The 24,471-nt window shown below is 52.2% G+C and carries 27 protein-coding genes and 1 pseudogene; 10 read left to right on the top strand and 18 right to left on the bottom strand.

The features are described from left to right. Nucleotides 1-12: 12 nt before the first annotated feature. Nucleotides 13-612, bottom strand: coding sequence for a TetR/AcrR family transcriptional regulator (locus OGV80_RS10585; protein WP_047411458.1), 600 nt, complete (start codon nt 610-612; stop codon nt 13-15). A 101-nt stretch (nt 613-713) separates the two neighbouring features. Here OGV80_RS10585 and OGV80_RS10580 point away from each other — a divergent pair, with 101 nt between their 5' ends. The 3 genes from OGV80_RS10580 to sodC all read left to right on the top strand — a co-directional run bounded on the left by OGV80_RS10580 (nt 714) and on the right by sodC (nt 2,505). Further along, entirely contained in the window at nt 714-953 is a 240-nt protein-coding gene (locus OGV80_RS10580) for a DUF1289 domain-containing protein (protein ID WP_087053238.1), read from the top strand. 49 nt (nt 954-1,002) lie between these two features. After that, a complete protein-coding gene (locus tag OGV80_RS10575) occupies nt 1,003-1,899 on the top strand; it encodes an aldo/keto reductase (protein WP_043016431.1) in 897 nt (298 codons plus the stop codon). A gap of 81 nt (nt 1,900-1,980) precedes the next feature. After that, nucleotides 1,981-2,505: a superoxide dismutase [Cu-Zn] SodC gene (gene sodC, locus OGV80_RS10570; RefSeq protein WP_047411451.1), complete on the top strand. Its 525-nt coding sequence runs from the start codon at nt 1,981-1,983 to the stop codon at nt 2,503-2,505. On the opposite strand, the pseudogene OGV80_RS10565 reads toward sodC, so the two are convergent. The 3 genes and pseudogenes from OGV80_RS10565 to OGV80_RS10555 all read right to left on the bottom strand — a co-directional run bounded on the left by OGV80_RS10565 (nt 2,481) and on the right by OGV80_RS10555 (nt 5,620). Then, a pseudogene (locus OGV80_RS10565) lies at nt 2,481-4,521 on the bottom strand (FUSC family protein). The gene sodC and the pseudogene OGV80_RS10565 overlap by 25 nt on opposite strands. Next, a complete protein-coding gene (locus OGV80_RS10560) occupies nt 4,518-5,381 on the bottom strand; it encodes an efflux RND transporter periplasmic adaptor subunit (protein ID WP_047411447.1) in 864 nt (287 codons plus the stop codon). The pseudogene OGV80_RS10565 and the gene OGV80_RS10560 overlap by 4 nt, the downstream one beginning before the upstream one ends. Nucleotides 5,382-5,383: 2 nt before the next feature. Further along, nucleotides 5,384-5,620, bottom strand: a complete 237-nt coding sequence (locus tag OGV80_RS10555) for a DUF1656 domain-containing protein (protein ID WP_047411444.1) — start codon at nt 5,618-5,620, stop codon at nt 5,384-5,386. Between the two features lie 192 nt (nt 5,621-5,812). Here OGV80_RS10555 and slyA point away from each other — a divergent pair, with 192 nt between their 5' ends. Continuing rightward, on the top strand, nt 5,813-6,253 hold the full coding sequence (gene slyA / locus OGV80_RS10550) for a transcriptional regulator SlyA (RefSeq protein ID WP_043016426.1): 441 nt from the start codon (nt 5,813-5,815) through the stop codon (nt 6,251-6,253). A gap of 47 nt (nt 6,254-6,300) precedes the next feature. Here the strand turns inward: slyA and slyB are convergent, their stop codons facing one another. After that, on the bottom strand, nt 6,301-6,768 hold the full coding sequence (gene slyB / locus OGV80_RS10545; RefSeq protein ID WP_003029175.1) for an outer membrane lipoprotein SlyB: 468 nt from the start codon (nt 6,766-6,768) through the stop codon (nt 6,301-6,303). A gap of 274 nt (nt 6,769-7,042) precedes the next feature. Between slyB and anmK the strand changes: the two genes are divergently transcribed. From anmK to pdxY, 5 genes are all read left to right on the top strand, one after another. Beyond that, nucleotides 7,043-8,164: an anhydro-N-acetylmuramic acid kinase gene (gene anmK / locus OGV80_RS10540; RefSeq protein ID WP_087053241.1), complete on the top strand. Its 1,122-nt coding sequence runs from the start codon at nt 7,043-7,045 to the stop codon at nt 8,162-8,164. Between the two features lie 87 nt (nt 8,165-8,251). Next, a complete protein-coding gene (gene mliC, locus OGV80_RS10535) occupies nt 8,252-8,581 on the top strand; it encodes a C-type lysozyme inhibitor (RefSeq protein WP_087050595.1) in 330 nt (109 codons plus the stop codon). Nucleotides 8,582-8,639: 58 nt separating this feature from the next. After that, nucleotides 8,640-9,296: a pyridoxamine 5'-phosphate oxidase gene (pdxH, locus tag OGV80_RS10530; protein ID WP_043016423.1), complete on the top strand. Its 657-nt coding sequence runs from the start codon at nt 8,640-8,642 to the stop codon at nt 9,294-9,296. 126 nt (nt 9,297-9,422) lie between these two features. Further along, nucleotides 9,423-10,697: a tyrosine--tRNA ligase gene (tyrS, locus tag OGV80_RS10525; RefSeq protein WP_003029168.1), complete on the top strand. Its 1,275-nt coding sequence runs from the start codon at nt 9,423-9,425 to the stop codon at nt 10,695-10,697. Nucleotides 10,698-10,761: 64 nt separating this feature from the next. Beyond that, nucleotides 10,762-11,622, top strand: coding sequence for a pyridoxal kinase PdxY (gene pdxY / locus OGV80_RS10520; protein WP_087050594.1), 861 nt, complete (start codon nt 10,762-10,764; stop codon nt 11,620-11,622). A 107-nt stretch (nt 11,623-11,729) separates the two neighbouring features. Here pdxY and gstA read toward each other — a convergent pair whose 3' ends face one another. From gstA to blr, 12 genes are all read right to left on the bottom strand, one after another. Next, nucleotides 11,730-12,335, bottom strand: coding sequence for a glutathione transferase GstA (gene gstA, locus OGV80_RS10515; protein WP_043016421.1), 606 nt, complete (start codon nt 12,333-12,335; stop codon nt 11,730-11,732). 104 nt (nt 12,336-12,439) lie between these two features. Beyond that, on the bottom strand, nt 12,440-13,945 hold the full coding sequence (gene dtpA, locus OGV80_RS10510; RefSeq protein ID WP_047411438.1) for a dipeptide/tripeptide permease DtpA: 1,506 nt from the start codon (nt 13,943-13,945) through the stop codon (nt 12,440-12,442). A gap of 613 nt (nt 13,946-14,558) precedes the next feature. Continuing rightward, on the bottom strand, nt 14,559-15,194 hold the full coding sequence (gene nth, locus OGV80_RS10505) for an endonuclease III (protein WP_003029161.1): 636 nt from the start codon (nt 15,192-15,194) through the stop codon (nt 14,559-14,561). Beyond that, a complete protein-coding gene (locus tag OGV80_RS10500; RefSeq protein WP_043016420.1) occupies nt 15,194-15,886 on the bottom strand; it encodes an electron transport complex subunit E in 693 nt (230 codons plus the stop codon). Before OGV80_RS10500 ends, nth begins: the two co-directional genes overlap by 1 nt. Nucleotides 15,887-15,889: 3 nt before the next feature. Then, nucleotides 15,890-16,510: an electron transport complex subunit RsxG gene (rsxG, locus tag OGV80_RS10495; protein WP_043016419.1), complete on the bottom strand. Its 621-nt coding sequence runs from the start codon at nt 16,508-16,510 to the stop codon at nt 15,890-15,892. Between the two features lie 9 nt (nt 16,511-16,519). Then, nucleotides 16,520-17,572, bottom strand: coding sequence for an electron transport complex subunit RsxD (gene rsxD, locus OGV80_RS10490; RefSeq protein ID WP_080625146.1), 1,053 nt, complete (start codon nt 17,570-17,572; stop codon nt 16,520-16,522). Continuing rightward, entirely contained in the window at nt 17,573-19,690 is a 2,118-nt protein-coding gene (rsxC, locus tag OGV80_RS10485) for an electron transport complex subunit RsxC (RefSeq protein WP_087053243.1), read from the bottom strand. Then, nucleotides 19,683-20,261, bottom strand: a complete 579-nt coding sequence (rsxB, locus tag OGV80_RS10480) for an electron transport complex subunit RsxB (protein ID WP_080625148.1) — start codon at nt 20,259-20,261, stop codon at nt 19,683-19,685. The genes rsxC and rsxB overlap by 8 nt, the downstream gene beginning before the upstream one ends. Then, complete coding sequence (gene rsxA, locus OGV80_RS10475) at nt 20,261-20,842, bottom strand: electron transport complex subunit RsxA (RefSeq protein WP_003029144.1); 582 nt, start codon at nt 20,840-20,842, stop codon at nt 20,261-20,263. Before rsxA ends, rsxB begins: the two co-directional genes overlap by 1 nt. 76 nt (nt 20,843-20,918) lie before the next feature. Next, nucleotides 20,919-21,359 carry a DUF2569 domain-containing protein gene (locus OGV80_RS10470; RefSeq protein WP_087053244.1) on the bottom strand — a complete coding sequence of 147 codons (441 nt, stop codon included), beginning with the start codon at nt 21,357-21,359 and terminating at the stop codon, nt 20,919-20,921. Between the two features lie 91 nt (nt 21,360-21,450). Then, on the bottom strand, nt 21,451-21,666 hold the full coding sequence (gene ydgT, locus OGV80_RS10465; protein WP_043016415.1) for a transcription modulator YdgT: 216 nt from the start codon (nt 21,664-21,666) through the stop codon (nt 21,451-21,453). Nucleotides 21,667-21,957: 291 nt separating this feature from the next. After that, nucleotides 21,958-22,083 (bottom strand): division septum protein Blr, encoded by a 126-nt coding sequence (gene blr / locus OGV80_RS10460; RefSeq protein WP_003029134.1) that lies wholly within the window; start codon nt 22,081-22,083, stop codon nt 21,958-21,960. Between the two features lie 241 nt (nt 22,084-22,324). On the opposite strand from blr, the gene OGV80_RS10455 reads away from it, so the two are divergent. After that, on the top strand, nt 22,325-23,365 hold the full coding sequence (locus OGV80_RS10455; RefSeq protein WP_043016414.1) for an oxidoreductase: 1,041 nt from the start codon (nt 22,325-22,327) through the stop codon (nt 23,363-23,365). A 45-nt stretch (nt 23,366-23,410) separates the two neighbouring features. On the opposite strand, the gene add is transcribed toward OGV80_RS10455, so the two are convergent. Further along, nucleotides 23,411-24,412, bottom strand: a complete 1,002-nt coding sequence (add, locus tag OGV80_RS10450; protein ID WP_087053245.1) for an adenosine deaminase — start codon at nt 24,410-24,412, stop codon at nt 23,411-23,413. Between the last annotated feature and the right edge of the window lie 59 nt (nt 24,413-24,471).

Here is a 24,471-nt window from a genome sequence, read left to right as displayed (position 1 = left end):
TAAAAACGCCTGTTAAACGGCAGGCGTTGTGATGATGGTTTTAACGTGTGCCAGCGCATTTTCCAGCGGGGTGGCGCTACGAGAAATCTTGGCCTGCAAATTGGCGCCCAGCCATAGCGCATACAACACTTGCGCCTGCTGTAACGGCTCGCCAACAAAGGACAGACAATGGTTTGCCTGACCTTTCTCCAGCGCCTGCGCTAACAGCACAATAATGTGCCGCGCGCCTTTATCCATCGCGGTGCGCATATCCTCTGAGAGATCGCACACTTCGGCAGACAGTTTTACAGTTAAACAGCCGCTAATAATGCCGTGCTGGCTAAACTGGTTCAGGGTTTCCTGATAGTAGGCCAGAATACGGTCGCGGTAGTTACCCGCCCCCGAATCAAAGTGCGTAGCCAGTCGCTGATGGTAGGCCGCATAGTGGCGTTCCAGCATCGCCACACCGAACGCTTCTTTGGAGCGAAAATAGTGATAAAACGAACCTTTGGGCACTTCAGCGGTTTTCAGTAATTCGCTTAAGCCCATGCCGGTGAAGCCGCGCTGCATACACAGCAGCTCGCCAGTCGCCAGAAGATGTTCGCGTGTATCGTGTTCAGTGATTTTGTTCATGGAAACGAGTGTAATAGACCAGTCGGTCTAATGCAATAGCGCTTGCGAGAAATTCAGTTAACGTCTTCAATAGGTATATCAATCTTATTAAAGGAGGGGATGTGGCCGAACAGCTGGAGTTTTTCCCCGTCCAGAGCCCATGCCTTGGAATATGTCAGTCTGACGAACGCGGTTTTTGTCGTGGCTGTTTTCGCAGTCGGGATGAGCGTTTTAACTGGCAAAATATGAGCGATGCCCAGAAGCAGGAAGTGCTGCGGCTATGTCGTCAGCGACTGATGCGTAAATTACGAGCAAACAAAGCCAACCCTTCGGAAGAACCGCAACAACCTTCACTCTTTTAAAAGCGTAATTGCGTATACTCGATGCACATTCACTTATAAGGAAGCTGCTATGGTTCAGCGTATTACTATTGCGCCGCAAGGTCCGGAATTTTCTCGCTTTGTGATGGGCTACTGGCGCCTGATGGACTGGAATATGTCCCCGCGCCAGCTAGTCAGCTTTATTGAAGAACATCTGGATTTGGGTGTTACCACCGTCGATCACGCCGATATTTACGGCGGATACCAGTGTGAGGCGGCGTTTGGCGAGGCAATGAAGCTGGCTCCGCACCTGCGCGAAAAAATGCAAATTGTGACCAAATGCGGGATCGCGACGACGGCGCGCGCGGAAAATGCGCTGGGTCATTACATCACCGACAGCGCGCACATTATTGCCAGTGCGGAAGAGTCGTTGAAGTTGCTGGCGACCGATCATATTGATTTGCTGCTGATCCACCGCCCCGATCCGCTTATGGATGCAGATGATGTAGCTGATGCGTTTAAAAAATTGCACCACAGCGGCAAAGTGCGTCACTTTGGCGTCTCTAACTTTACCCCGGCGCAGTTCTCACTGCTGCAATCGCGTCTGCCGTTTACTCTGGCAACCAATCAGGTTGAGATTTCACCAGTACATCAGCCGCTCCTGCTGGATGGTACTTTAGATCAATTGCAACAGCTGCGCATTCGTCCGATGGCCTGGTCCTGCCTTGGCGGTGGTCGTCTGTTTAATGACGATGCCTTTCAGCCATTACGTAATGAACTTGCCGCGATCGCAGAAGAGCTGAACGCGCAGTCCATTGAACAAGTGGTGTACGCCTGGATTTTACGGTTACCGTCTCAGCCGCTGCCGATTATTGGCTCAGGGAAAATAGAGCGCGTACGTACCGCCATTGAGTCTGAGTCACTGAACATGTCTCGCCAGCAATGGTTCCGTATCCGTAAAGCCGCGCTGGGTTACGACGTACCTTAATCGCGTTTTTGATGCTTCTCCGCTCAAAATTGTGTCACTGGTTTACACTTAACAATCAGACACCTTTTGGATGGAGGTCTTATGAAGCGTTTGAGTTTGGCCATTATCACTTTACTGGCCTGTGCAGGTGCGCAGGCTGCCAGTGAAGAAAAAGTGACGATGAATCTGGTAACGTCGCAAGGCGTCGGTCAGGCGATTGGTACGGTCACTATTGCTGAAACCGGGAAGGGGCTGGAGTTTACGCCCGATCTGAAAGCCCTGCCGCCGGGTGAACATGGCTTCCATGTGCATGCGAACGGCAGTTGCCAACCGGCTATTAAAGACGGGAAAGCCTCAGCCGCGGAATCGGCTGGAGGCCATTATGATCCGCACCAAACCGGCAAGCATGAAGGCCCCGAAGGCGCAGGCCATATGGGCGACCTGCCACTGCTGGTGGTGAATAACGACGGTATCGCTACAACACCCGTTGTTGCGCCGCGGTTGAAAACGCTCGATGAGGTTAAAGGCAAAGCGCTGATGATCCATGTGGGCGGCGATAATATGTCCGATCAGCCGAAACCGCTTGGTGGTGGCGGAGCGCGCTACGCCTGTGGTGTTATCAAATAATCAGTTGCTTAGCGTACCCGGCGGCGGCGCTTGTTCAAGCTGCGAAAGCGAGCAGTGTAGCCGCCAGACCAATGCCGACAGTTCCTGCGCAGCAGGTTGATGATGATGGGCAAGCGTATCGCAGATGCGCTGTAGCTCACTCAGCGTGGCATTCAGCGGACGTTGCTGAACGCCGCGTTCACTCATCACGTCGCGAAGCAGTGAGATACACACGTCCCTGACGCGAGCCAGCGGATCTGAACGCGCCTCCCAGGTGCGCAGTTGCCACACCACGTGCGAACAGTTCAGCAAGACAACCCCCCAGCGCAATAACCAGCGTCGCGCCAGCGCATCCTGACTGTTACTGAGCTGGCTGACATGATGATAGGTCAGCGACTCAAATTCGTTTTCACTGAGTGATGGATGTCGGCTGAGCTGATCGACAAAATCCCGGCGCAGGGCGCGAATATGGCGGCGACTTTTCCGCGCATCCGATCCGGGACGCAAAATGGCGAAGGCCAGCCATGACAGCGCCACGCCAGCGATTTTTGCCATATTGTCATTCAGGAAACCAGCAAAATCGTAAACCGGTGGATTGGTCACCGCGATAAACGATCCCATAAACACGATCAACTGTCCCCAAAGACCTGCCAGAGCAGGCATTTGCAGCTTCAGAAGTTGCATGGTGGCGAGTAGCGGGAAAAGAAACAGAATGAATTGCCAGAGGTCAGAGATTTGCACCATCAGGCCAAACTTAACCACAAAGCTAAACAGCGACAGCAGAACCAGCGTGCGCATCAGTAAAGAAAGCGACTTGAAAGGCGTGGCAACGGCGGAATACAGCACGCTGCTGATGGCCGCGAGCGTGAGTGCGCCAGATCCTGATTCCCATTGTGCGCCAATGCTCCATGCGCCGATAAGCATCAACGTGCAGAACGTACGCAACCCGCTCCAGATAGCTTCCGCACTATCGGTATGACGGGCAAGTCCTGGTGTGCGGGCGATATTTATACGTTCGGCGGTAACGCCATTTTCCAGCAAATGCAGATACTGACTGCTGCGTAAATAGAGCCGACAAAAATAACGCAGTCGTTGCCAGAAGGCGACATGTCGATAGTCACGGGCATCGACGGGCCGCAGTGGAGCGATAATTTGTGCAACGGTGTAGCTGTCGGTATTGGATTTGACCAGCTCGCTGAGTAATTGTTCGATGATATCCCGGGTATTGGCCGGGGGATTAGGCCAGTTCAGCAGCATCCTGCGCAGACTGGAAATTACGCTGGTCATGCGCAACTGCTGGTGCAACAGCGAATTGAGCAACGCATTTTGACGGCGAAAACGGTAATGACTCCAGAATGCCTGAATTCGTAGCAGGTTCATGGTCAAAATCTGGCCAATGACACCTTCATGAGCCGTGCGAATGGCATCCGTTGTCTCAGGTTGCCAGAGTAAGCTGGCATGTTCCAGTAAACGCGAATGCATGTTTTTCAGCGCAGTCAGTAACGCGGTGCCATCGGAAGTGCTGGGCAGGATCATCATCATCACGCCTCCGCACAGGATACCGAGGATAACCTCGCATACGCGGGCCTGCGCGATGTCCCATAGCTGGGTAATCTCCACGGTATTGACCATGTGAAACGCAATGATCGCCGCCGTATAACCTGCCAGTTGAAAAGCGTAGGCGACGTTATTGGTGAAATGTGCGCAGGCCCAGGTACAAAAAGCGATCCACACCGACATACAAAGTAAAAACAGCCATGGTTCATTGAGGGTATGACCGGCGATAATCAACGCGGCGGTGGCGCCAAGCAAGCTACCCGCCATGCGACCCAGGCTTTTGCTGATAACACCGCCGACGGTAGGAAAACTGACCACGGCCGCCGAGGTCATCGCCCAGTAGGGCTCATCCAGATTCAGATAATAGGCAAACGTCAACGCCAGACACATGGCAATGGTATTTCGCAGCGCGTAACGCCATTGCGCTGCTGTGGCTTTGAACCACGGCCAATTGCCTGGCGTCAGGAGGGGCAGTTTCATTTACGCGGGCCGACAGACACGCTGCAGGTCGTACCAGAAACCAGCGTGACATCATGCGGTAGCGCGTCGAATTCGATGCGTACCGGAACACGCTGCGCCAGACGCACCCACGGCACGTTAGGTTTGATGTCGGGAATCAGGCCGGAATCACTTTCCACGCTTTGATCGTAGATAGCGCGACCAATACTGGAAACGTGACCCTGTAACTTAATATTGCCGCTGTAGAGCGTGATAACCGCAGGCGCACCTTCACGAATGTGGCGCAGCTTGGTTTCTTCAAAATATCCCATCACATAAAAAGAGTGGCTGTCGACAAGGGCAAACAAGGGCTTACCGGTTGAGGCATAGTCTCCGGTACGGGTAGAAAGATTGGTAACCCAACCCGCCACGGGCGCTTTGACCACCGTTTGCGTCAGTTGCCATTGTGCCTGGCGCAGACTGGCCTCGGCTGCTTCAACGCTGGCCTGCATGGCTTTCACATTGAGATTAGCGGTATCCAGATCTTCGGCTGAGATGTAATTTTGCGATAAATGGCGGCGTCGGTTGGCCTCGTTATTTGCTTTCGCCAGGTCGGACTGAGCTTTGGCCAGCTGCGCTTGCGCATTCAGTTCAGCAATGTGAAACGGCGTCTTGTCGATGATAAAAAGCACATCGCCTTTATTCACGAACTGGTTATCTTTTATATTGAGTTCGCTAATGCTGCCTGAGACCTGCGGCGTGATGCTAACCTGCTCAGCACGCACTTTACCGTCACGTGTCCAGGGCGACTGCATATAGTAATTCCACATCCACCATCCGGCGAAAACTGCGATTGCAGCGACTATAATGGTGGAGAAGTATTTAACGGTTTTAAGCGACATAATCACCACGCAATCAGCATTACAAAGGCCAGACATACGCAAAGCGTAAAGAGTGACAGATCCATTAACAGGGGATGCCAGATCTCACCGGAATAAATCCAGTCGCGCAGCAGGCGATGGACAACCAGCCAGAGAAGGAATCCTGCTACAAACGCCTTGAAAACAGGGGGGAAATAAACAGACGCTCCGATCATTAAATCTTGTAGGGGCAATCCTGTTGCATTAAACATAAACTTCACGGGCAAAATCCTTGGCGGAAGAGAGCATTGCTATAGGTTTAGCAAAAAAGAGACAATGAGTCTCTGTAACGCATAATGTCTGAAAAAATGTCAGCCGGTAAGCAAATTTGGCAATACATTTGTTTTGGCAATACAAATGCTGCACACTATTCTAAAATCAGCACAATAACTTAGCAAGCTAATTATAAGGAGATGAAATTGGAATCGCCATTAGGTTCTGATCTGGCACGGTTGGTGCGCATTTGGCGTGCTCTGATTGACCATCGCCTGAAACCTCTGGAGTTGACGCAGACGCATTGGGTTACGCTGCACAACATTCATCAATTGCCGCCTGATCAATCGCAGATTCAGTTGGCTAAAGCAATTGGCATCGAGCAGCCTTCGTTAGTTCGTACGCTTGACCAACTGGAAGAAAAGGGACTCATTTCACGACAGACTTGCGCCAGCGATCGTCGGGCAAAGAGAATTAAACTGACAGAAAAAGCAGAGCCGCTGATCGCTGATATGGAAGCGGTTATCAACAAGACGCGTGGAGAAATTTTGGAAGGGATTTCAGCTGAGGAAATTGATCTGCTGATTAAACTGGTCGCCAGACTGGAACACAATATTATTGAGCTGCAGTCACAGAGCTGAGGCGCAAAGATGACGTGTGGCCAGGGTCTGACCACACGTGAATTTGATTAGCGTGGAGACACGGTAACCTGGCTGCCGTTGTTAGCCATAACAACGCGCTGGCCGGCGGAGAACTTGGTCGCACCCTGTTTCTGAACCACCATGATGGTATTACCGTCGTCCTTACGGATTTCCAGTTCCACACCCTGGGTTTTATTCATTGCACCTTGTACACCTTGACCCGCTACGCCACCGGCAACTGCGCCAGCAGCCGTGGCTAATGAACGACCGGTACCGCCGCCGACGGTGTTACCAAGGAACCCGCCGAGTACCGCACCACCGATTGCGCCAATCACGTTTGCGTCATCGCCACCCTGGATTTGCACCGGACGAACATGAACAATCGTACCGTAGGTAACGTTCTGAACTTGTTTCGCTTCGGATGCAGTATATACGTCGCCTGAGAGGCTATCATTGTTAACGCAGCCCGCTAAAGATACGCCCATTAATGAAACAATCAGCACACGTTTAATCATTTACAAATCTCCTTTGTCACCACGAAACGCTAATTAAGCACTCTTCATGGCTAAATTATATGGCATTTGTGAGCCTAAGGTCACATGTTCTACTGGAACAATATGAAAATCTTAACCGAAATCGGATATACCGAGTATAAACGAATCATTCATATAATTGATGTAATAAAGCGTCCAGTGTAATGATTAGGCATTAAAAATCATTAAGGAAGCATGGCATTAGTCGGCACTTTATGGTTGAGTGTCAAGGCTAATTTGCTTAAAAGGATGACATATGAAATCGGGCCGTTTTATCGGTGTAATGTCTGGAACCAGCCTTGATGGCGTCGATGTTGTGCTGGCGACGATAGATGAAACGATGGTTGCGCAGCAGGCGAGTCTGACCTGGCCTATCCCCCTCCATGTAAAGCAGGCGATTCTGGATATCTGCCAGGGCCAGCAGCTTACGCTATCGCAGTTTGGCCAATTGGATGCGCAGCTCGGTTATCTGTTTGCCGAGGCGGTGAATGCGCTGCTGGCACAGGAAAAATTGAAGCCGCAGGAGATCGTCGCGATTGGCTGTCATGGGCAAACCGTGTGGCATGAACCCACGGGACGCGCACCGCACACGCTGCAAATTGGCGACAACAATCAGATCGTCGCGCGAACCGGCATCACCGTGGTTGGCGATTTTCGCCGTCGCGATATCGCCCTCGGCGGGCAGGGCGCGCCGCTGGTTCCCGCTTTTCATCAGGCGCTGTTGGCGCATCCAACGGAACGACGGATGGTGCTGAACATTGGCGGAATTGCCAATCTGTCTCTGCTTATTCCGCAGCAGCCCGTTCGCGGCTACGACACCGGGCCGGGTAATATGCTGATGGATGCCTGGATCTGGCGGCAATGCGGTCAACCCTACGACAAAGATGCGCAGTGGGCCAATTCGGGAACGGTGATCCTGCCTTTATTGCAAAATATGCTGAACGATCCGTATTTTTCTGCGCCTGCGCCGAAAAGCACGGGCCGCGAGTATTTTAATTATGGTTGGATAGAACGTCATCTGGCGCATTTCCCGGGAATAAGTCCGCGCGATGTGCAGGCGACGCTTGCCGAACTGACGGCGGTCACCATTTCCGAGCAAGTCCTGTTGAGCGGCGGTTGTGAACGGCTAATGGTATGCGGTGGTGGAAGCCGTAATCCGCTGCTGATGATGCGTCTGGCGGCATTATTGCCGGGTACAGAGGTCACCTCAACCGATGAGGCCGGGATTAGCGGTGATGATATGGAAGCGTTAGCCTTTGCCTGGCTGGCGTGGCGCACGCTGGCGGGATTACCGGGAAATTTACCTTCCGTGACCGGTGCATCAGAACCGAGCGTATTAGGGGCAATTTATCCTGCTAACCCGCGAACTCAGAGTTAACTGAAATTATTCAGCGCCATATGCCGGTAAACTCGGGATATTAGGGAGGGTGCCATTACCCTCCTGGACCAGGAAAGTCTTCAGGATATGGCTATGAAAAAACTGTTATTAGTGTGTCTGCCGGTACTGCTTAGCGGATGTAGCGTGTACAACCAATTTGTCGAGCGTATGCAAACGGATACGCTGGAATACCGCTGTGACGAAAAACCGCTTACCGTCAAGCTGAACAATACCCGCCAGGAGGCGAGTTTTGTTTATGATAATCAGCTATTGAACCTCAAACAGGGCGTGTCAGCATCAGGCGCGCGCTATACCGATGGTATTTACGTCTTCTGGTCTAAAGGCGACGAGGCAACGGTCTATAAACGAGACAGAATTGTGCTAAATAACTGTCAGTTACAGAACCCGAAGCGTTGAGATTTTCACCTGGGCGGCGCACAATAGCGTCACCCACTGACAATCCGTAGCCAACATCATGTCTGATAACGACGAATTGCAGCAAATCGCGCATCTGCGCCGTGAATACACGAAAGGCGGCCTTCGCCGCCGCGATCTTCCCGCCGAACCCCTTGCGCTGTTTGAGCGCTGGCTCGGGCAAGCCTGTGACGCCAAACTGGCCGATCCTACCGCAATGGTCGTTGCGACCGTTGATGAAAATGGCCAGCCTTATCAGCGTATCGTGTTGCTCAAACATTATGATGATAAAGGTCTGGTGTTCTATACCAATCTCGGCAGCCGCAAGGCGCACCAGATCGAGAAAAATCCCCGTATCAGCCTCTTATTCCCATGGCACATGCTGGAACGGCAGGTGATGGTTATCGGCAAGGCTGAGCGTCTTTCCACACTCGAAGTGGTGAAATACTTCCACAGTCGCCCACGCGACAGCCAGATTGGCGCCTGGGTATCTAAGCAATCCAGCCGAATCTCCGCTCGCGGTATTCTCGAAAGCAAATTCCTCGAACTGAAGCAGAAGTTCCAGCAAGGGGAAGTACCACTGCCCAGTTTCTGGGGCGGCTTTCGCGTGAGTATTGAGCAAATGGAATTCTGGCAGGGTGGTGAAAACCGTCTGCACGATCGTTTTTTATACCAACGCGAAGATAACGCGTGGAAAATTGATCGCCTTGCCCCCTAAAGATGCAAATTTCTTGTTTTAAGCGCTGGTGCTGAACAATCCGGCGCTTTATTCTATGTTTCTTTCGCATCAGGCGAAAAGTCGTGTACCGGCTAAGGTGCAGTCGTTTTATACATGGAGATTTTGATGGCAAGCAGTAACTTGATTAAACAATTGCAAGAGCGGGGGCTGGTGGCCCAGGTGACGGACGAGGAAGCGTTAGCAGAGCGACTGGCGCAAGGCCCGATCGCGCTCTATTGCGGCTTCGATCCTACCGCTGACAGCTTGCATTTGGGGCATCTGGTTCCATTGTTATGCCTGAAACGCTTCCAGCAGGCAGGCCATAAGCCTGTCGCACTGGTAGGTGGCGCAACGGGTTTGATTGGTGACCCGAGCTTTAAAGCCGCCGAGCGTAAACTGAATACCGAAGACACCGTGCAGGAGTGGGTGGATAAAATCCGCAAACAGGTTGCGCCGTTCCTCGATTTCGACTGTGGCGACAACTCGGCGATTGCTGCGAATAACTACGACTGGTTTGGCGGTATGAACGTACTGACTTTCCTGCGTGATATCGGCAAACACTTCTCCGTTAACCAGATGATCAACAAAGAAGCGGTTAAGCAGCGTCTGAACCGTGACGATCAGGGGATCTCCTTTACCGAGTTTTCTTACAACCTGCTGCAGGGTTATGACTTTGCCTGCCTGAATAAATTGCACGGCGTGGCGCTGCAGATTGGCGGTTCTGACCAATGGGGCAACATTACTTCCGGTATCGATTTGACCCGTCGTCTGCATCAGAACCAGGTGTTTGGTCTGACCGTTCCGCTGATTACTAAAGCTGACGGCACCAAATTCGGTAAGACTGAAGGCGGCGCTGTGTGGCTGGATCCGAAGAAAACCAGTCCGTATAAATTCTACCAGTTCTGGATCAACACCGCCGATGCGGACGTTTATCGCTTCCTGAAATTCTTTACTTTCATGGACATTGAAGAGATCAATGCGCTGGAAGAAGAAGATAAAAACAGCGGTAAAGCACCGCGCGCCCAGTATGTACTGGCCGAGCAGGTAACGCGTCTGGTTCACGGTGAAGAAGGTCTGGTAGCGGCAAAACGCATTACCGAAAGCTTGTTCAACGGCAATCTGAGCGATTTGAGCGAAGCGGATTTCGAACAGCTGGCGCAGGATGGCGTGCCGATGATCGAGATGGACAAAGGTGCCGATCTGATGCAAGCGCTGGTGGACTCCGAGTTGCAGCCTTCTCGCGGTCAGGCACGTAAGACTATTGCGTCAAACGCGGTAACCATCAACGGTGAGAAGCAATCCGATCCGGAATATTTCTTCCAGGAGAGTGATATCCTGTTTGGGCGCTACACCTTACTGCGCCGTGGCAAGAAGAACTATTGTCTGATTTGCTGGAAGTAAGATTTAGTTAGCAGGGGCGTGGGAAACTACGCCCCTTTATTTTTTCAGGGTTGTGGTAAGTAAAATGAAGAATATCCTCGCCATCCAGTCCCACGTTGTTTTTGGTCATGCGGGTAATAGTGCTGCAGAGTTTCCAATGCGTCGTCTTGGCGCAAATGTCTGGCCGCTGAATACCGTTCAGTTTTCTAACCACACACAGTACGGCAAATGGACCGGTTGCGTGATGCCGCCGAGCCATCTGACCGAAATCGTCCAGGGTATTGCCGATATCGATAAACTTCAGACCTGTGACGCCGTATTGAGTGGCTATCTTGGCTCGGCTGAACAGGGCGAGCATATTCTGGGCATTGTTCGCCAGGTTAAAGCGGCCAACCCGCGGGCGAAATACTTTTGCGATCCGGTGATGGGCCATCCGGAAAAAGGGTGTATTGTCGCGCCGGGCGTGGCGGAGTTTCATGTACGCCACGCGCTTCCGGCCAGCGATATTATCGCCCCAAACCTGGTTGAGCTCGAAATTCTGTGCGAGCATGCGGTGAGTAATGTCAATGAGGCAGTGGCGGCAGCGCGTGAGCTTATCGCTCAGGGACCAGAAATTGTGCTGGTGAAGCATCTGGCCCGCGCGGGTATCAGCACCGATCGTTTCGAGATGCTGCTGGTCACGGCTGAACGGGCGTGGCACATCAGCCGACCGTTAGTTGATTTTGGCGCTCGCCAGCCGGTTGGCGTGGGTGATGTTACCAGTGGCTTATTACTGGTGAAACTGCTGCAGGGCGCGTCTTTACAGCAGGCGCTTGAGCATGTGACGGCGGCGGTATACGAAGTGATGATTACCACCAAAGAAATGCACGAGTATGAGCTGCAGGTCGTGGCCGCACAGGATCGTATCGCGAAGCCTGAGCACTACTTCAGCGCGACGCAGCTGTAATCAATGCCCGATAGCGTTCACGCTTATCGGGCCTACGTTTGGCCGTCGGTCGGACAAGTAAGTAGGCCGGATAAGGCGCCTGGCGCCGCCATCCGGCACATTAGTGATTAGCTCAATCCTTCTGCTTTGAGCGCTGCGGCAACCGCCGGGCGTTCAGCCATACGGGCCATATACGCGTCGATATGGCTTAATCCTGCCATATTCAGCTTAACCGCATAAGCCCAACGCAGCACGGTGAACAGATAGGCATCGGCGATGCTAAAGCGCGGGCCGCAGATCCATTGATCGTCTTTCAGCGACTCGTTTACGTACTGCATTTTTTTCTCCAGCTGCGCGCGAACGGTTGGCTTGAAGTCTTCCGGCGTATCGGGACGGAACAGAGGCGTAAAGCCTTTATGCAGTTCTGTCGCAATGTAGTTAAGCCATTCGATGGTTTTGTAACGGGAGAGGCTGCTGGTTGGGGCAAGGAGCTGACGGTCTGGTACGGTGTCCGCCAGATATTGCATGATGGCGACGCCTTCGGTCAATAGCGTACCGTCATCCAGCAGCAGCGCGGGAACTTGACCTTTTGGGTTTACCGCGAAAAAATCATCGCCGTTTTCCAGACGTTTCTTCATCAGATCAACACCATCCAGCGTGAAATCTTTACCACTCTCCCGAAGGGTGATGTGGGAAGCGAGAGAACAAGCGCCCGGTTTGTAGAACAGTTTCATCGGTAACTCCTTTTGGCTGAGGTATATCGTATGGTAGTGCTAGCTCAGGCAAAAAAAAAGCCGCTAACATCAGTTAGCGGCCTGAAAATGAGTTTCCCTGAGAATTACGCTGTCGCGGCCTTAGAGGCTTTCTCATTGACGTCATCGTCCTGAGTCATACGATTCAGTTTTGGCGCCGTCAGCAGCATCAGAACAGCGATAACCGCCGTTGCAACACCAATCTGCAGGAACACACGACCGTAGACTTCAAGGGACATCAGCGGGTCAGTCACGTTCTCTGGTACAGCCATCATGTTAGCGACGTAACCACCGATGATGTTTGCACCGGCAGTGGTCAGGAACCAGCTACCCATGATGAAGCCCATCAGGCGTTGCGGTACCAACTGAGCCACCATTGCCAGACCCAGACCGGAGATCATCAGTTCACCGATACTTTGCAGACCATAGCAGATGATCAGCCAGTTAACGGATACGATGCCCGCGTCGGTAGCGAATTTCGCGCCCAGCGGCAGGATCAGGAACGCACCGGAACACAGCACCATACCAATCGCAAACTTAGTCGGCATTGGCAGGGTATCGCCCATCTTGTTATAGATAGCGGCGAGGATTGGGCTACCAATGATGATCCAGAACGGGTTCAGCGCCTGATACTGCTCAGGTTCGAAAGCAATACCAAGAATAGAGTGCTCAACGTTACGAATCGCGAAGAAGTTCAGTGAGGTCGGCATCTGGCTGTACAGTACGAAGAAGATAATCGCTTCAAGCATCAGAATGAAGGCGACGATCATTTTACGACGTGCAGCACCGTGCATGGTGAAGGCTTCTTTACCGAAGATAAATACGATACCCAGCGCAATGACGCCCAGAACCATACGTGCGATCTGCTGGTTGTGCAGCAACCAGGTTGCAATGGCGATCAGTACCACAACGCCAGCAATAGTCAGCAGCAGGTTACGGAAGTTGATCGGCTCAAAGTCAGGTTTAGAACCGTACTGTTTAACCCAGCGCTGGCAGAATGCGAAGTTAACAACGGTAATCAGCATACCTACGACGCTCAGGGCGAACGCGGTGCTCCAGCCGTAACGCGCAGCTAACCACGGCGTTGCCAGCATAGAGAAGAATGAACCGATGTTGACGGACATGTAGTACATAGTAAATGCACCATCAAGACGCGGGTCATCTTTGGCATAGCAGGTAGAGAGCAGGGAGGATGGGTTTGCTTTAAACAGGCCGTTACCGACCGCGATGGCCGCCATGCCCATATAAACGATACCCGCATCATGACCGGACCATGCAACCAGTGCATAACCGATGGCCAGGACAATTGCGCCGAGCATAATGACGCGTTTTGTTCCCAGAACTTTATCACCTAACCAGCCGCCAATGGCAACCAGACCGTACACCAGGGCGCTAAAGGACGAGAAAAGGGTGATGGAATCCGCTTCTGACATACCCAGCTGTTTAACCAGGTAGACGGCCATAATCCCTTGCAGGCCGTAATAACCAAAACGTTCCCACAGCTCAATAGAGAAAATGAGATAGAACGCTTTTGGTTGTTTGAAGGCGTTTAAACTCACGCTTTCTGTTGGTTTATTGTTTGCAGTAGACACTTTTACCTCTTTTTTTACATCCCATATCAACGGGGGTGTTCAGGTACGTGATGAGTCAAGTTCATCCGTCCGATTGTTATAGTGGGAGGGGAAACGGCAAGTAATGTTCACTATCTTGACCCTTCAGACAAGTGCTTTGTAATAATCTGTTACATATATCATGACTGGTGAAATCGTCGGGGCTGCGAAATGTTATCTAGCGTTAAATTTCTTCATTTGAAAAATGGCAGATTTTTACACTGTTTAATCAGGCCAGAAACCGCAATGTGGCGATATGTTCTGCTATTTAAGGTTGAATCCAGTGATATAGGCCATTATCTGAAAAATAGCCAGTGTAATGTTTTGTTTAGAAACTGTTCAGTTAGGTCATCTGATTGTCACTTTAACTGAAAAATAAAAAATTATTAACATTGTGTTATCTGGGTGATCTGGATCACGTATAGATAGAAATTTCTTTTGCTAAAAAAACGATTAACCTGCTCAGGTGATAATTCACAAGAATATTACATTAGATATGAGCGCCAGAGCGGCATCATTGTCGGCAAAAGAAACTCAGGGGAGTGCATAACTAATCGTTATGTGTGCGAGGGGCAAACAGGATGCCCCGGCAGCATCAGATATCGACTTTCTCTTTGAATTCGCAGAGATCTTCGATAATACAGGAACCGCAGCGCGGCTTTCGGGCTATGCAGGTGTAGCGGCCATGAAGAATTAACCAGTGATGGCAATCGACTTTAAATTCACTGGGTACAACCTTCAGCAGTTTCTCTTCAACCTGCTCAACGTTTTTACCCGGAGCGAATTGCGTACGATTACAGACGCGAAAAATATGCGTATCTACGGCGATAGTGGGCCAGCCAAAGGCGGTATTTAACACTACATTTGCAGTTTTTCGTCCAACTCCGGGCAGGGCTTCTAATGCGGCACGGTCTTCAGGCACTTCACCATTATGTTGTTCCAGCAGAATGCGGCAGGTTTTAATCACATTCTCCGCTTTGCTGTTAAACAAACCAATTGTCTTGATGTAGGACTTAACACCTTCAACGCCGAGCTCCAGCATCGCGGCAGGGGTATTAGCGACGGGGTACAGCTTAGCCGTCGCTTTATTGACGCTGACATCGGTGGCCTGCGCGGAGAGCAAGACCGAAATCAGCAGTTCAAACGGCGATGTAAAATTAAGCTCGGTTGTCGGATGCGGATTGTTATCACGCAGGCGCGTCAGTATTTCCAGACGTTTTGCTTTGTTCATTACACATTCCCTGTTTCACCCACGGGACTGTCCGCGACAGCCGCCTCGGCACGACGTTTCTTCATTTTCTCATCAATCAGATACTTCACCGCCAGCATCAGACCCAGGCCTATAAACGCGCCCGGTGGCAGCATGGCCAGCAGAAACGGCGTATCAGTATGGAAGATCTCAACGCGCAAGACTTTGGCCCAACTACCCAACAAACCGTCTGCGCCATCAAATAGTGTACCGTTACCAATTATTTCACGCAGCGAGCCCAGAACAAACATGGCACCTGTTGCGCCCATGCCGATGGAGAAACCATCGAGTGCGGATAAAGCAGGTCCCTTTTTGGCGGCGAAGGCTTCCGCACGACCAACAACAATACAGTTGGTCACAATCAGCGGGATAAAGATGCCCAGAGACTGATACAGTCCAAAAGCGTAGGCATTGATCAACATCTGCACCGCGCTCACCACGGAGGCGATGATCATGACATAAATCGGAATACGAATTTCTGGCGGTGTCCAGCGACGAAGGGCTGAAATCGTCAGGTTCGTCAACGTCAGGACGAGCGTAGTCGCGAGTCCCAGACCCAGCGCATTAGTGGCAGTAGAGGTGACGGCCAACAGCGGACACATCCCGAGTAGCTGCACAAGCGCGGAGTTATTTTTCCATAACCCCTGGACAATAACGTCTTTAATTTCGCTCATGGTTTATTCTCCACAGGCGCTAAGTTGAGGAAGTTGCGCGGGTAGCGTCTGCGCATACAAACCGGCGCGTTTTACTGCATTCACTACCGCACGCGGTGTAATGGTGGCACCTGTAAACTGGTCAAAGTCTCCGCCGTCTTTTTTCACCGCCCAGTGGGAATCATTACCCGCCGCGATCGTTTTGCCGCTAAAGTGGGTTATCCAATCGGACAGTCGCAGTTCGATTTTATCGCCCAGTCCTGGCGTTTCATGATGCTCGGTCACCCGCGTACCCAACACGGTACCGGTAAAATCGACGCCAACCAGCAGTTGAATAGCCCCGGAATAACCATCTGGCGCCGTAGCTTCAAGAACTGCTGCAACGGGGCGATCGTCCTGGCGGGCAATATACACCCGGTGACTGCCTTTGCCCAACGCTGGCGCATCGACCAGATAACAACTCTCAGACAAGTTATTATTGTAGCGATCGCCAGGCAGAACTTGATCGAACAGCGCTTTTTGCTGCAGCGCGGCCTGTTCATCAATAGTGGACTTAGTTAATTGATTGATTGCCGCGGTTAACCCCGTCGAGCCCGCAGCAAATAGCGCCAGTGTAATACCGTGTTTACGAATCGTTTTCAGCATAGGGAATCCTTAGCGATGTCCGTACACGCGAGGGCGAGTGTAATAATCAATCAGCGGAACCGTGATATTTGCCAGTAAAACGGCAAAAGCGACGCCATCAGGATAACCGCCAAAACTGCGAATCAACCACACGAGCAGGCCTGCAAGCGCGCCAAAAATCAGACGGCCACGGTTGGTGGTTGATGCTGTAACGGGGTCGGTAAGAATAAAAAATGCACCTAACATGGTCGCGCCGGAAAGGAGGTGCAACTGAGGTGAGGCCAGCGATTCTGGCGAGAAAATCCAGCCTAAAGTTGCGCAAACCGCAAGCGACAGCAGGAAGCTAACCGGGATATGCCAGCGAATCGCTTTCTGCCATAACAGTATGACACCGCCGACCAGCCAGGCAAGGTTAACCCACTGCCAGCCAGCGCCTGCAAGCATGCCGCTGTAGATTGGGTATTGCATCACCTGCTCAACAGTATGTCCCGCATGCAGCGAAGTCTTAAAGGTGTCGAGAGGCGTTGCCTGACTGATACCATCAATGCCCATACGCAACGTGTTCATATCCCCGCCGCTGGCGGTATGTCCACTAAAGATAACGTTAAGGGCGTCAAAGAACCCAGGCACAGTAGCCGCAATTTCATGCGGCGGCAGCCAACTGGTCATCTGTACCGGAAATGAGATAAGCAGTACGACGTAACCAATCATGGCAGGGTTAAACGGGTTCTGGCCGAGGCCGCCATACAGTTGCTTAGCGATGATAACGGCGAATACCGTGCCTAAAACCACCATCCACCAGGGGGCGAGCGGGGGAATACTCACCGCCAGTAGCAGCCCGGTGAGTAAAGCAGAGTTGTCTTTTAATACCGTGACAATAGGCTGTTTACGCAGTTTAAGTACGCCCGCTTCGGCAGCGATAGCGCTGACGGCTGCCAGAACTATCTGGAACAACGTTCCCCAGCCAAAAAACCACAGCTGAGCGGCGATCCCCGGCAATGCAGCAAGTAACACCAGTATCATGATGCGCGATGTCTGGCGCTGGTTATGGGTATAAGGGGAGCTTGCTATTCTGAATACCATTTATTCCTCGTTTACAACCTGCTGCTGTGCGGCTTTCTTTGCCTGAGCGCGTGCGATAGCGGCCGCGACGGCGGCTTTACGCGGATCAACTGGCTCGGCTGTTTCCGTTACTGCCTGCTGCTCAAGCTTGCGGGCTTTAGCGCGGGCGATAGCCGCTTCCACGGCGGCTTTACGCGGATCAACTGGCTCGGCTGTTTCCGTTACTGCCTGCTGCTCAAGCTTGCGGGCTTTAGCGCGGGCGATAGCCGCTTCCACGGCGGCTTTGCGCGGATCAACCGGTTCGACGGTTTCCGTTTCCGGTTGCTGCTCAAGCTTGCGGGCTTTGGCACGGGCGATAGCCGCTTCCACGGCGGCTTTGCGCGGATCCACCGGTTCGACGGTTTCCGTTTCCGGTTGCTGCTCAAGCTTGCGGGCTTTGGCGCGTGCAATAGCCGCTTCCACGGCGGCTTTACGCGGATCTGTACCCGCACTGTTGCCTTCAATTTGTGGTGGATTTTCAGTCCGGGCCGCGCGAGCTTGTGCCTTACGCGCCTCGCGTGCGGCAATCACGGCGCTATTGTCAGGTTTTTCGCCAGCCTGAATGACTACCGGCTGCATTGCCTGGGCCTGCTTTTCTTTTACGCGAGCCAGCGCGGCGGCAATGGCATCATGATCTTTAGCTGCAGGCTGAGCGGCGGCGCTTTTGTGGCGTTCAAGACGTGCAGCTTTTTCTCGTTCAAGGCGTGCCTGTCGGGCTTCGAATCGTGCTTTTGCTTCGGCGGCACGTTTTTCTTCCTGACTAATGGCGTAAATCTCGGCTTTTTCCTGGCGGAAATACTGCACCAGTGGAATGTTGCTAGGGCATACCCAGGCGCAGGCACCGCATTCAATACAGTCGGCGATATTGTGAGCCGTTGCTTTGTCGTGCTGTTGCCCTTTACTGAACCAATAAAGCTGCTGCGGCAGGAGATCGGCTGGGCAGGCATCGGCGCAAGCGCTACAGCGAATGCAGCCTTTCTCTTCCGGCGTTTCCCCCATTTCACTGGCAGAGGGCGCCAGAAGACAGTTGGTAATCTTTACCACGGGTACATCCAGCCACGGCAGCGTAAAGCCCATCAGCGGTCCGCCCATAATGACCATCTGGTCGGCGGAAGGGCAGAAGCCCGCGTCGTTGAGCAGATGACGAACCGGCGTGCCTAAACGCGCCCAGACGTTGCCCGGACGGCTGACGGCTTCACCAGTGAGCGTCACGACACGCTCGGTGATCGGTTCACCATCAATCACCGCGCGTTTGATGGCATAAGCGGTTCCGACGTTTTGCATCAGTACGCCGATATCTGAGGAACGTCCGCCGTGGGGAACCTGCTTGCCAGTCAGGATTTGTGTTAATTGCTTGGCCCCGCCTGAAGGATACTTAGTGGGGATCACACGTAAGCTAATATCGTGTGAATCAGCCATCACTGCGCGCAGCATAGAAATTGCCTGCGGTTTGTTATCTTCGATGCCCACCAAAATTTCGCGTGGCTGAAGAATATGCGCAAGGATACGGATACCTTCGACGACCTGCGCCGCGCAGTCCTGCATCAGGCGGTCATCAGCCGTAATGTATGGCTCGCATTCAGCGGCGTTGATGATCAGCGTTTCAATTTTATCTCCGCCGCCCTGTAGTTTGACGCCGGTGGGGAAACCTGCGCCACCCAGTCCGGCAACGCCGAACTGGTGAATACGCGCGATCAGCTCTTCCCGGCTGCGGGAGCGGTAATCGGTCCAGCCATCCCGCTCAATCCAGCGATCTTCGCCATCGGCGTCTATGATAACGCTCAACTCAGCCAGTGCCGATGGGTGTGCCGTAGAGTGCGGGGCAATGGCAACAACGGTGCCTGACGTTGGTGCATGGACCGGAAGCATTTTGCCTCGCCCGAGGGTTAACGCCTGACCTCGCAGTACGGTATCACCCACGTTTACGCACAGCTCACCTTCCGCGCCAATATGTTGCTTCAGCGGAATAACAAAGCGTGGCGCCAGCGGAACCTGCCGCAACGGCGTGCCGTTTGACTGGGTTTTCATTTCTGGTGGATGAATGCCGCCATCAAAGTCCCAGATTTTGTTTTTTCTGAATGCAGAGAATAACTTAAACATGTTGTTCCACGGGAATGATGCGCACAGGAATGGTGTTTAAATCCCATTTCCAGCTATCTGGTGTTTCGGCTACCGGACGTAATTCGATACATTGCGTTGGGCACGGATCAACGCACAGGTTGCACCCGGTGCAGAGATCGCTCATCACCGTATGCATGGCGCGCGTCGCACCCACAATCGCATCAACCGGGCAGGCCTGAATGCACTTTGTGCAACCGATACAGTTATTTTCATCAATGACCGCCAGCATACGCACGGGCGTAACGTCTTGTTCATCACCATCAATCGGCTGCGGATCGACGTTCAGCAGGGCGGCAATTTTTAACATCACCGCTTCGCCACCGGGAGCGCAACGGTTAATTTTTTCACCCTGAGCGCCGATCGCTTCAGCATAAGGATGACAGCCCGGATAGCCACATTGTCCACACTGGCTTTGCGGGAGAATTTCATCAATTTTCTCCACAACCGGATCATCTTCAACGGCGAAACGTCGTGAGGCATAACCCAAAATAGCGCCGAACGCCAGACCCAGTAGACTCACTGCGGCAACGGCAATCCAGATAGCATTCATTACAACTTCACCAAACCACTAAAGCCCATAAAGGCTAATGACATTAAACCGGCGGTAATCAGCGCAATCGCATTCCCGCGAAATGGCGCAGGGACGTCCGCCACGGCGAGACGTTCGCGAATTGCCGCGAACAGTACCATCACCAGCGAGAAGCCGACTGCGGCAGAAAAACCGTATAGCGCCGACTGTAAAAAGTTATGACCGAGGTTGATGTTCAGTAGCGCTACACCCAATACCGCGCAGTTAGTGGTGATCAACGGAAGGAAGATCCCCAGCAGGCGGTAAAGTGCAGGGCTGGTTTTGCGTACAACCATCTCGGTAAATTGCACCACGACGGCGATAACCAGAATAAAAGCCAGCGTGCGCAGATAGATGAGATTGAGCGGGATTAGGATCCAGGTATCAATCAGCCATGCGCAAATGGATGCCAGTGTCATGACAAACGTCGTGGCAAGGCCCATACCCATTGCGGTTTCCAGTTTTTTGGAAACACCCATAAACGGGCAAAGGCCCAGAAACTTGACCAGTACAAAGTTATTGACCAGTACAGTTCCGACAAACAGCAGCAGGTAATCAGTCATTTTTCGGCCTGAAATAAAAAAGCCGCCTATTATCTGACAATCTACAACAGGCGACAACAGGTTAACTGTAGGGTTATTACGGGTTCACAAACGTCGATTTAACGCGCTGCGATCGTTTGAAGTAGGGCACCAGCAGTGCTGCAGCCAACAATGGGAACAGCAGTTGGCGCACGGCAAAGGCGTCCGGGACCGGTGAAAACGCAAACGCTTTAATCGCCAGCAACACGGAGATCAGCAGCCACAGAATATAATGTTTAGGTACACAGGCTCTGCGTTTGAAAAACGCAATCGTCAGCCACAGCGTGTAATACCACATGGCGATCGCGGTAATAAAGGAAACGCCCCATAACAGCAAATTGACCGTACTTTGTTCACCCAGCATTTTGAAGGTTTGCGGTGTAGCCAGCGCAGTGACATAAAGTAGTAACGCCAGCGAAGCGCTCAACAACGCGACTAACAGCCAGGCCAGTGGCCCAAGGAGCCAGCCTCCGATACGTTGTGCCGGTGTGGTAGTCATCTCTTCTCCAGGTTTACGCGCGCAATCAATCATGCCATTCATTTTGGGGCAATTATTATAAAGCTTTTAACGTTGAGCGCTACTTTCTTCTTTATTGCACGTAATGCCAGACTGATTTAGGTACCTGACCGACATCAAACAGACGACCTCCCGAGATAAGCTCCGCACGGCGATGGTCTGCGGCACGGTACATATTGATAATGTCGCTATCGTCAGTGAGCGTGTAGTTAAGATGGTCGAACAGTTTTTCCAGACTATCGAGTGAACTGATTTTGCGGAATTTTAATAAGTAATCCTGAACAGTCATAAATGCAGATCCATATAAATAAAATAATACCAACGGAGTAGAAAATATAAAAATAAACAACGTGCACAGGTAAAAGCGGATTTACGTGCAAGTGTAAGAAGAGTGTTCATACCTGTGAAAAAGCAGGCGCTATACGCACCTGCAGCAAGGGTAACCCGCTTCGCCACAGCAGGCAATATGCGGCGGAGCGGGATGCGGCCTAATTCGCTTTTTTTGACAGAATTCGATCTTTTGCAGCCAAACCTTGCAGCTACTACATGTGAATTGCCGGGAATAAACGACTACCGACGCTTATTTCTTCTGCACAGCAGCAACGGGCTCCGGTGGCTGGTAATTGTCAATATGATTGGCAACACCCAGCAGGATTACGGAGACGGCGAGAACAATCCAACCTGTTAATTCAATAAGACGATTCATTACTGATGACATTTGCTTTGATTTATCCTTAAACACAGGCTGCAAATGTTACTAATCTCTCATTAATACAGCAAGATGATTGGGAACGATTTCTACCTCTTTTTCGCTGCAAGTTAAGCGTAAGTGGCATATGTTTGACTTAAGTTAAGAAACGACCTTTGTAGCGCAAAGGTTATTAAACTATTGAGACGTTGCAAGGTATGGTGTGAAATAGGTCTGTTTTGAATTGAGAGGCAATAACATGAGTGACAACATCCGCGTTGGGCTAATTGGCTATGGTTATGCCAGCAAAACCTTCCATGCCCCCCTGATTGTGGGTACACCGGGCCTGGAACTGGCTGCGGTTTCCAGTAGTGATGAAGCAAAAGTGAAGGCAGACTGGCCTACGGTGGCGGTTGTTGCCGAGCCTAAACATCTTTTTAACGATCCCAATATCGACCTGATAGTGATCCCCACGCCTAATGACACGCACTTCCCGTTAGCGAAGGCCGCGCTGGAAGCGGGCAAACATGTGGTTGTTGATAAGCCTTTCACCGTGACACTGTCACAAGCTCGTGAGCTGGATGCGCTGGCGCGCAGCCTCGGGCGCGTATTATCTGTGTTCCATAACCGTCGCTGGGACAGTGATTTCCTGACGCTGAAAGCCTTGTTGGCGGATGGCGTTTTGGGGGAGGTTGCGTATTTTGAATCTCATTTCGATCGTTTTCGCCCGCAGGTTCGTGACCGCTGGCGTGAACAGGGCGGCCCGGGAAGCGGCATCTGGTACGATTTAGCACCGCATCTTTTGGATCAGGCGATTAATCTGTTTGGTTTGCCCGTCAGCCTGACGGTAGACCTCGCCCAACTGCGCCCCGGTGCGCAGGCGACGGATTACTTTCATGCCATCCTGACGTATCCGCAGCGGCGAGTGATTCTACACGGTACCATGCTCGCTGCCGCAGAATCGGCCCGTTATATTGTGCACGGATCGCGCGGCAGCTATGTGAAGTATGGTCTTGACCCGCAGGAAGAGCGTTTGAAAAATGGCGAGCGGTTGCCTCAGGAAGACTGGGGTTATGACATGCGCGATGGCGTATTGACGCGAATAGAAGGTGAAGAGCAGGTTGAAGAAACCTGGCTTACCGTACCGGGTAACTATCCGGCGTACTATGCTGGCATTCGTGATGCGCTAAACGGTAACGGTGAGAACCCGGTCCCGGCAAGACAGGCTATCCAAATTATGGAGCTGATTGAGCTGGGTATCGAATCCGCAAAACATCGTTCGACGCTTTGCCTTGCCTGATTGAACTAATGCCGGATAAGCGTTACGCCATCCGGCACTTTATCGTTACGCTGCGGCGACTTTCTCACGCAAGGCACGTTTTTCTTCGTTACTCAGGAATGCCATTTCCAGACCGTTGATTTGCGCCTGGCGGATCTGTTCGCGCGTAAGGCCTACTGCTGGTGCGGCAATGGTGTACTCGTGAATAATATCCACCCCCTGAACAGCCGGGTCGTCCGTATTCAAACTGGCTAACACCCCATGCTCGAGGAACGTTTTCAGCGGATGGGCCGCCAGAGAGGCAACGGTGCTGGTCTGAATATTTGATGTCAGGCAGGATTCGATGCCGATACGGTGCTCGGCGAGATAATCCATCAACGCACGATCTTCTACGGCTTTAACGCCGTGACCAATACGTTCAGCGCCCAGCTCTTTAATGGCCTGCCAGATGCTTTCGGGGCCCGCAGCTTCGCCCGCATGCACGGTAATACGCCAGCCGGCGTCGCGTGCCTGGTTGAAGTGTGACAGGAACAGACTGCCCGGGAACCCCAGTTCGTCACCAGCCAGATCCAGTGCCGTAATATGGTCGCGGTGGGCTAACAGCGCATCCAGTTCCTGCAGGCAGGCAGCTTCGCCGAAGGTACGACTCATAATGCCAATTAAGCGTGCTTCAACGCCAAAGGTCTTGCAACCCTCGCGTACGCCGGCAATGACGGCTTCAACCACGCCCGCGACGGGAAGCTGATGCGCCATCGCCATATAGCCTGGAGAAAAACGTAATTCTACATAGTGCAGACCGTTACGTGCCGCATCCTCAATATTCTCAAATGCCACGCGGCGACAGGCATCCAGCGAGGCCAGAACCTTCACGCCCCAATCGAGCTTGGATAAAAAGCTCACTAAATCCGGCTCAGTTGATGTGACTTGCACATGAGGGATCAGCGTTTCCAGCGTTTGCGCCGGAAGCGTCAAGTTGAACTGACGACCCAGATCCAGGATCGTTTGGGCACGGATGTTACCATCAAGGTGGCGATGGACGTCGGTCAGGGGGAGAGAAGTATCAATCATGGTTGCACTCGTGTTTTTAGGTAAAGTGCAGGGCATTATACAACAGAAAAATGTTCCTC

Origin of the sequence: Citrobacter sp. Ce119, assembly GCF_030334525.1 — a bacterium.
Lineage (GTDB): Bacteria > Pseudomonadota > Gammaproteobacteria > Enterobacterales > Enterobacteriaceae > Citrobacter > Citrobacter europaeus.
Note: the sequence above shows the minus strand (reverse complement) of the source record. Positions and strands in the feature narration are given on the sequence as shown.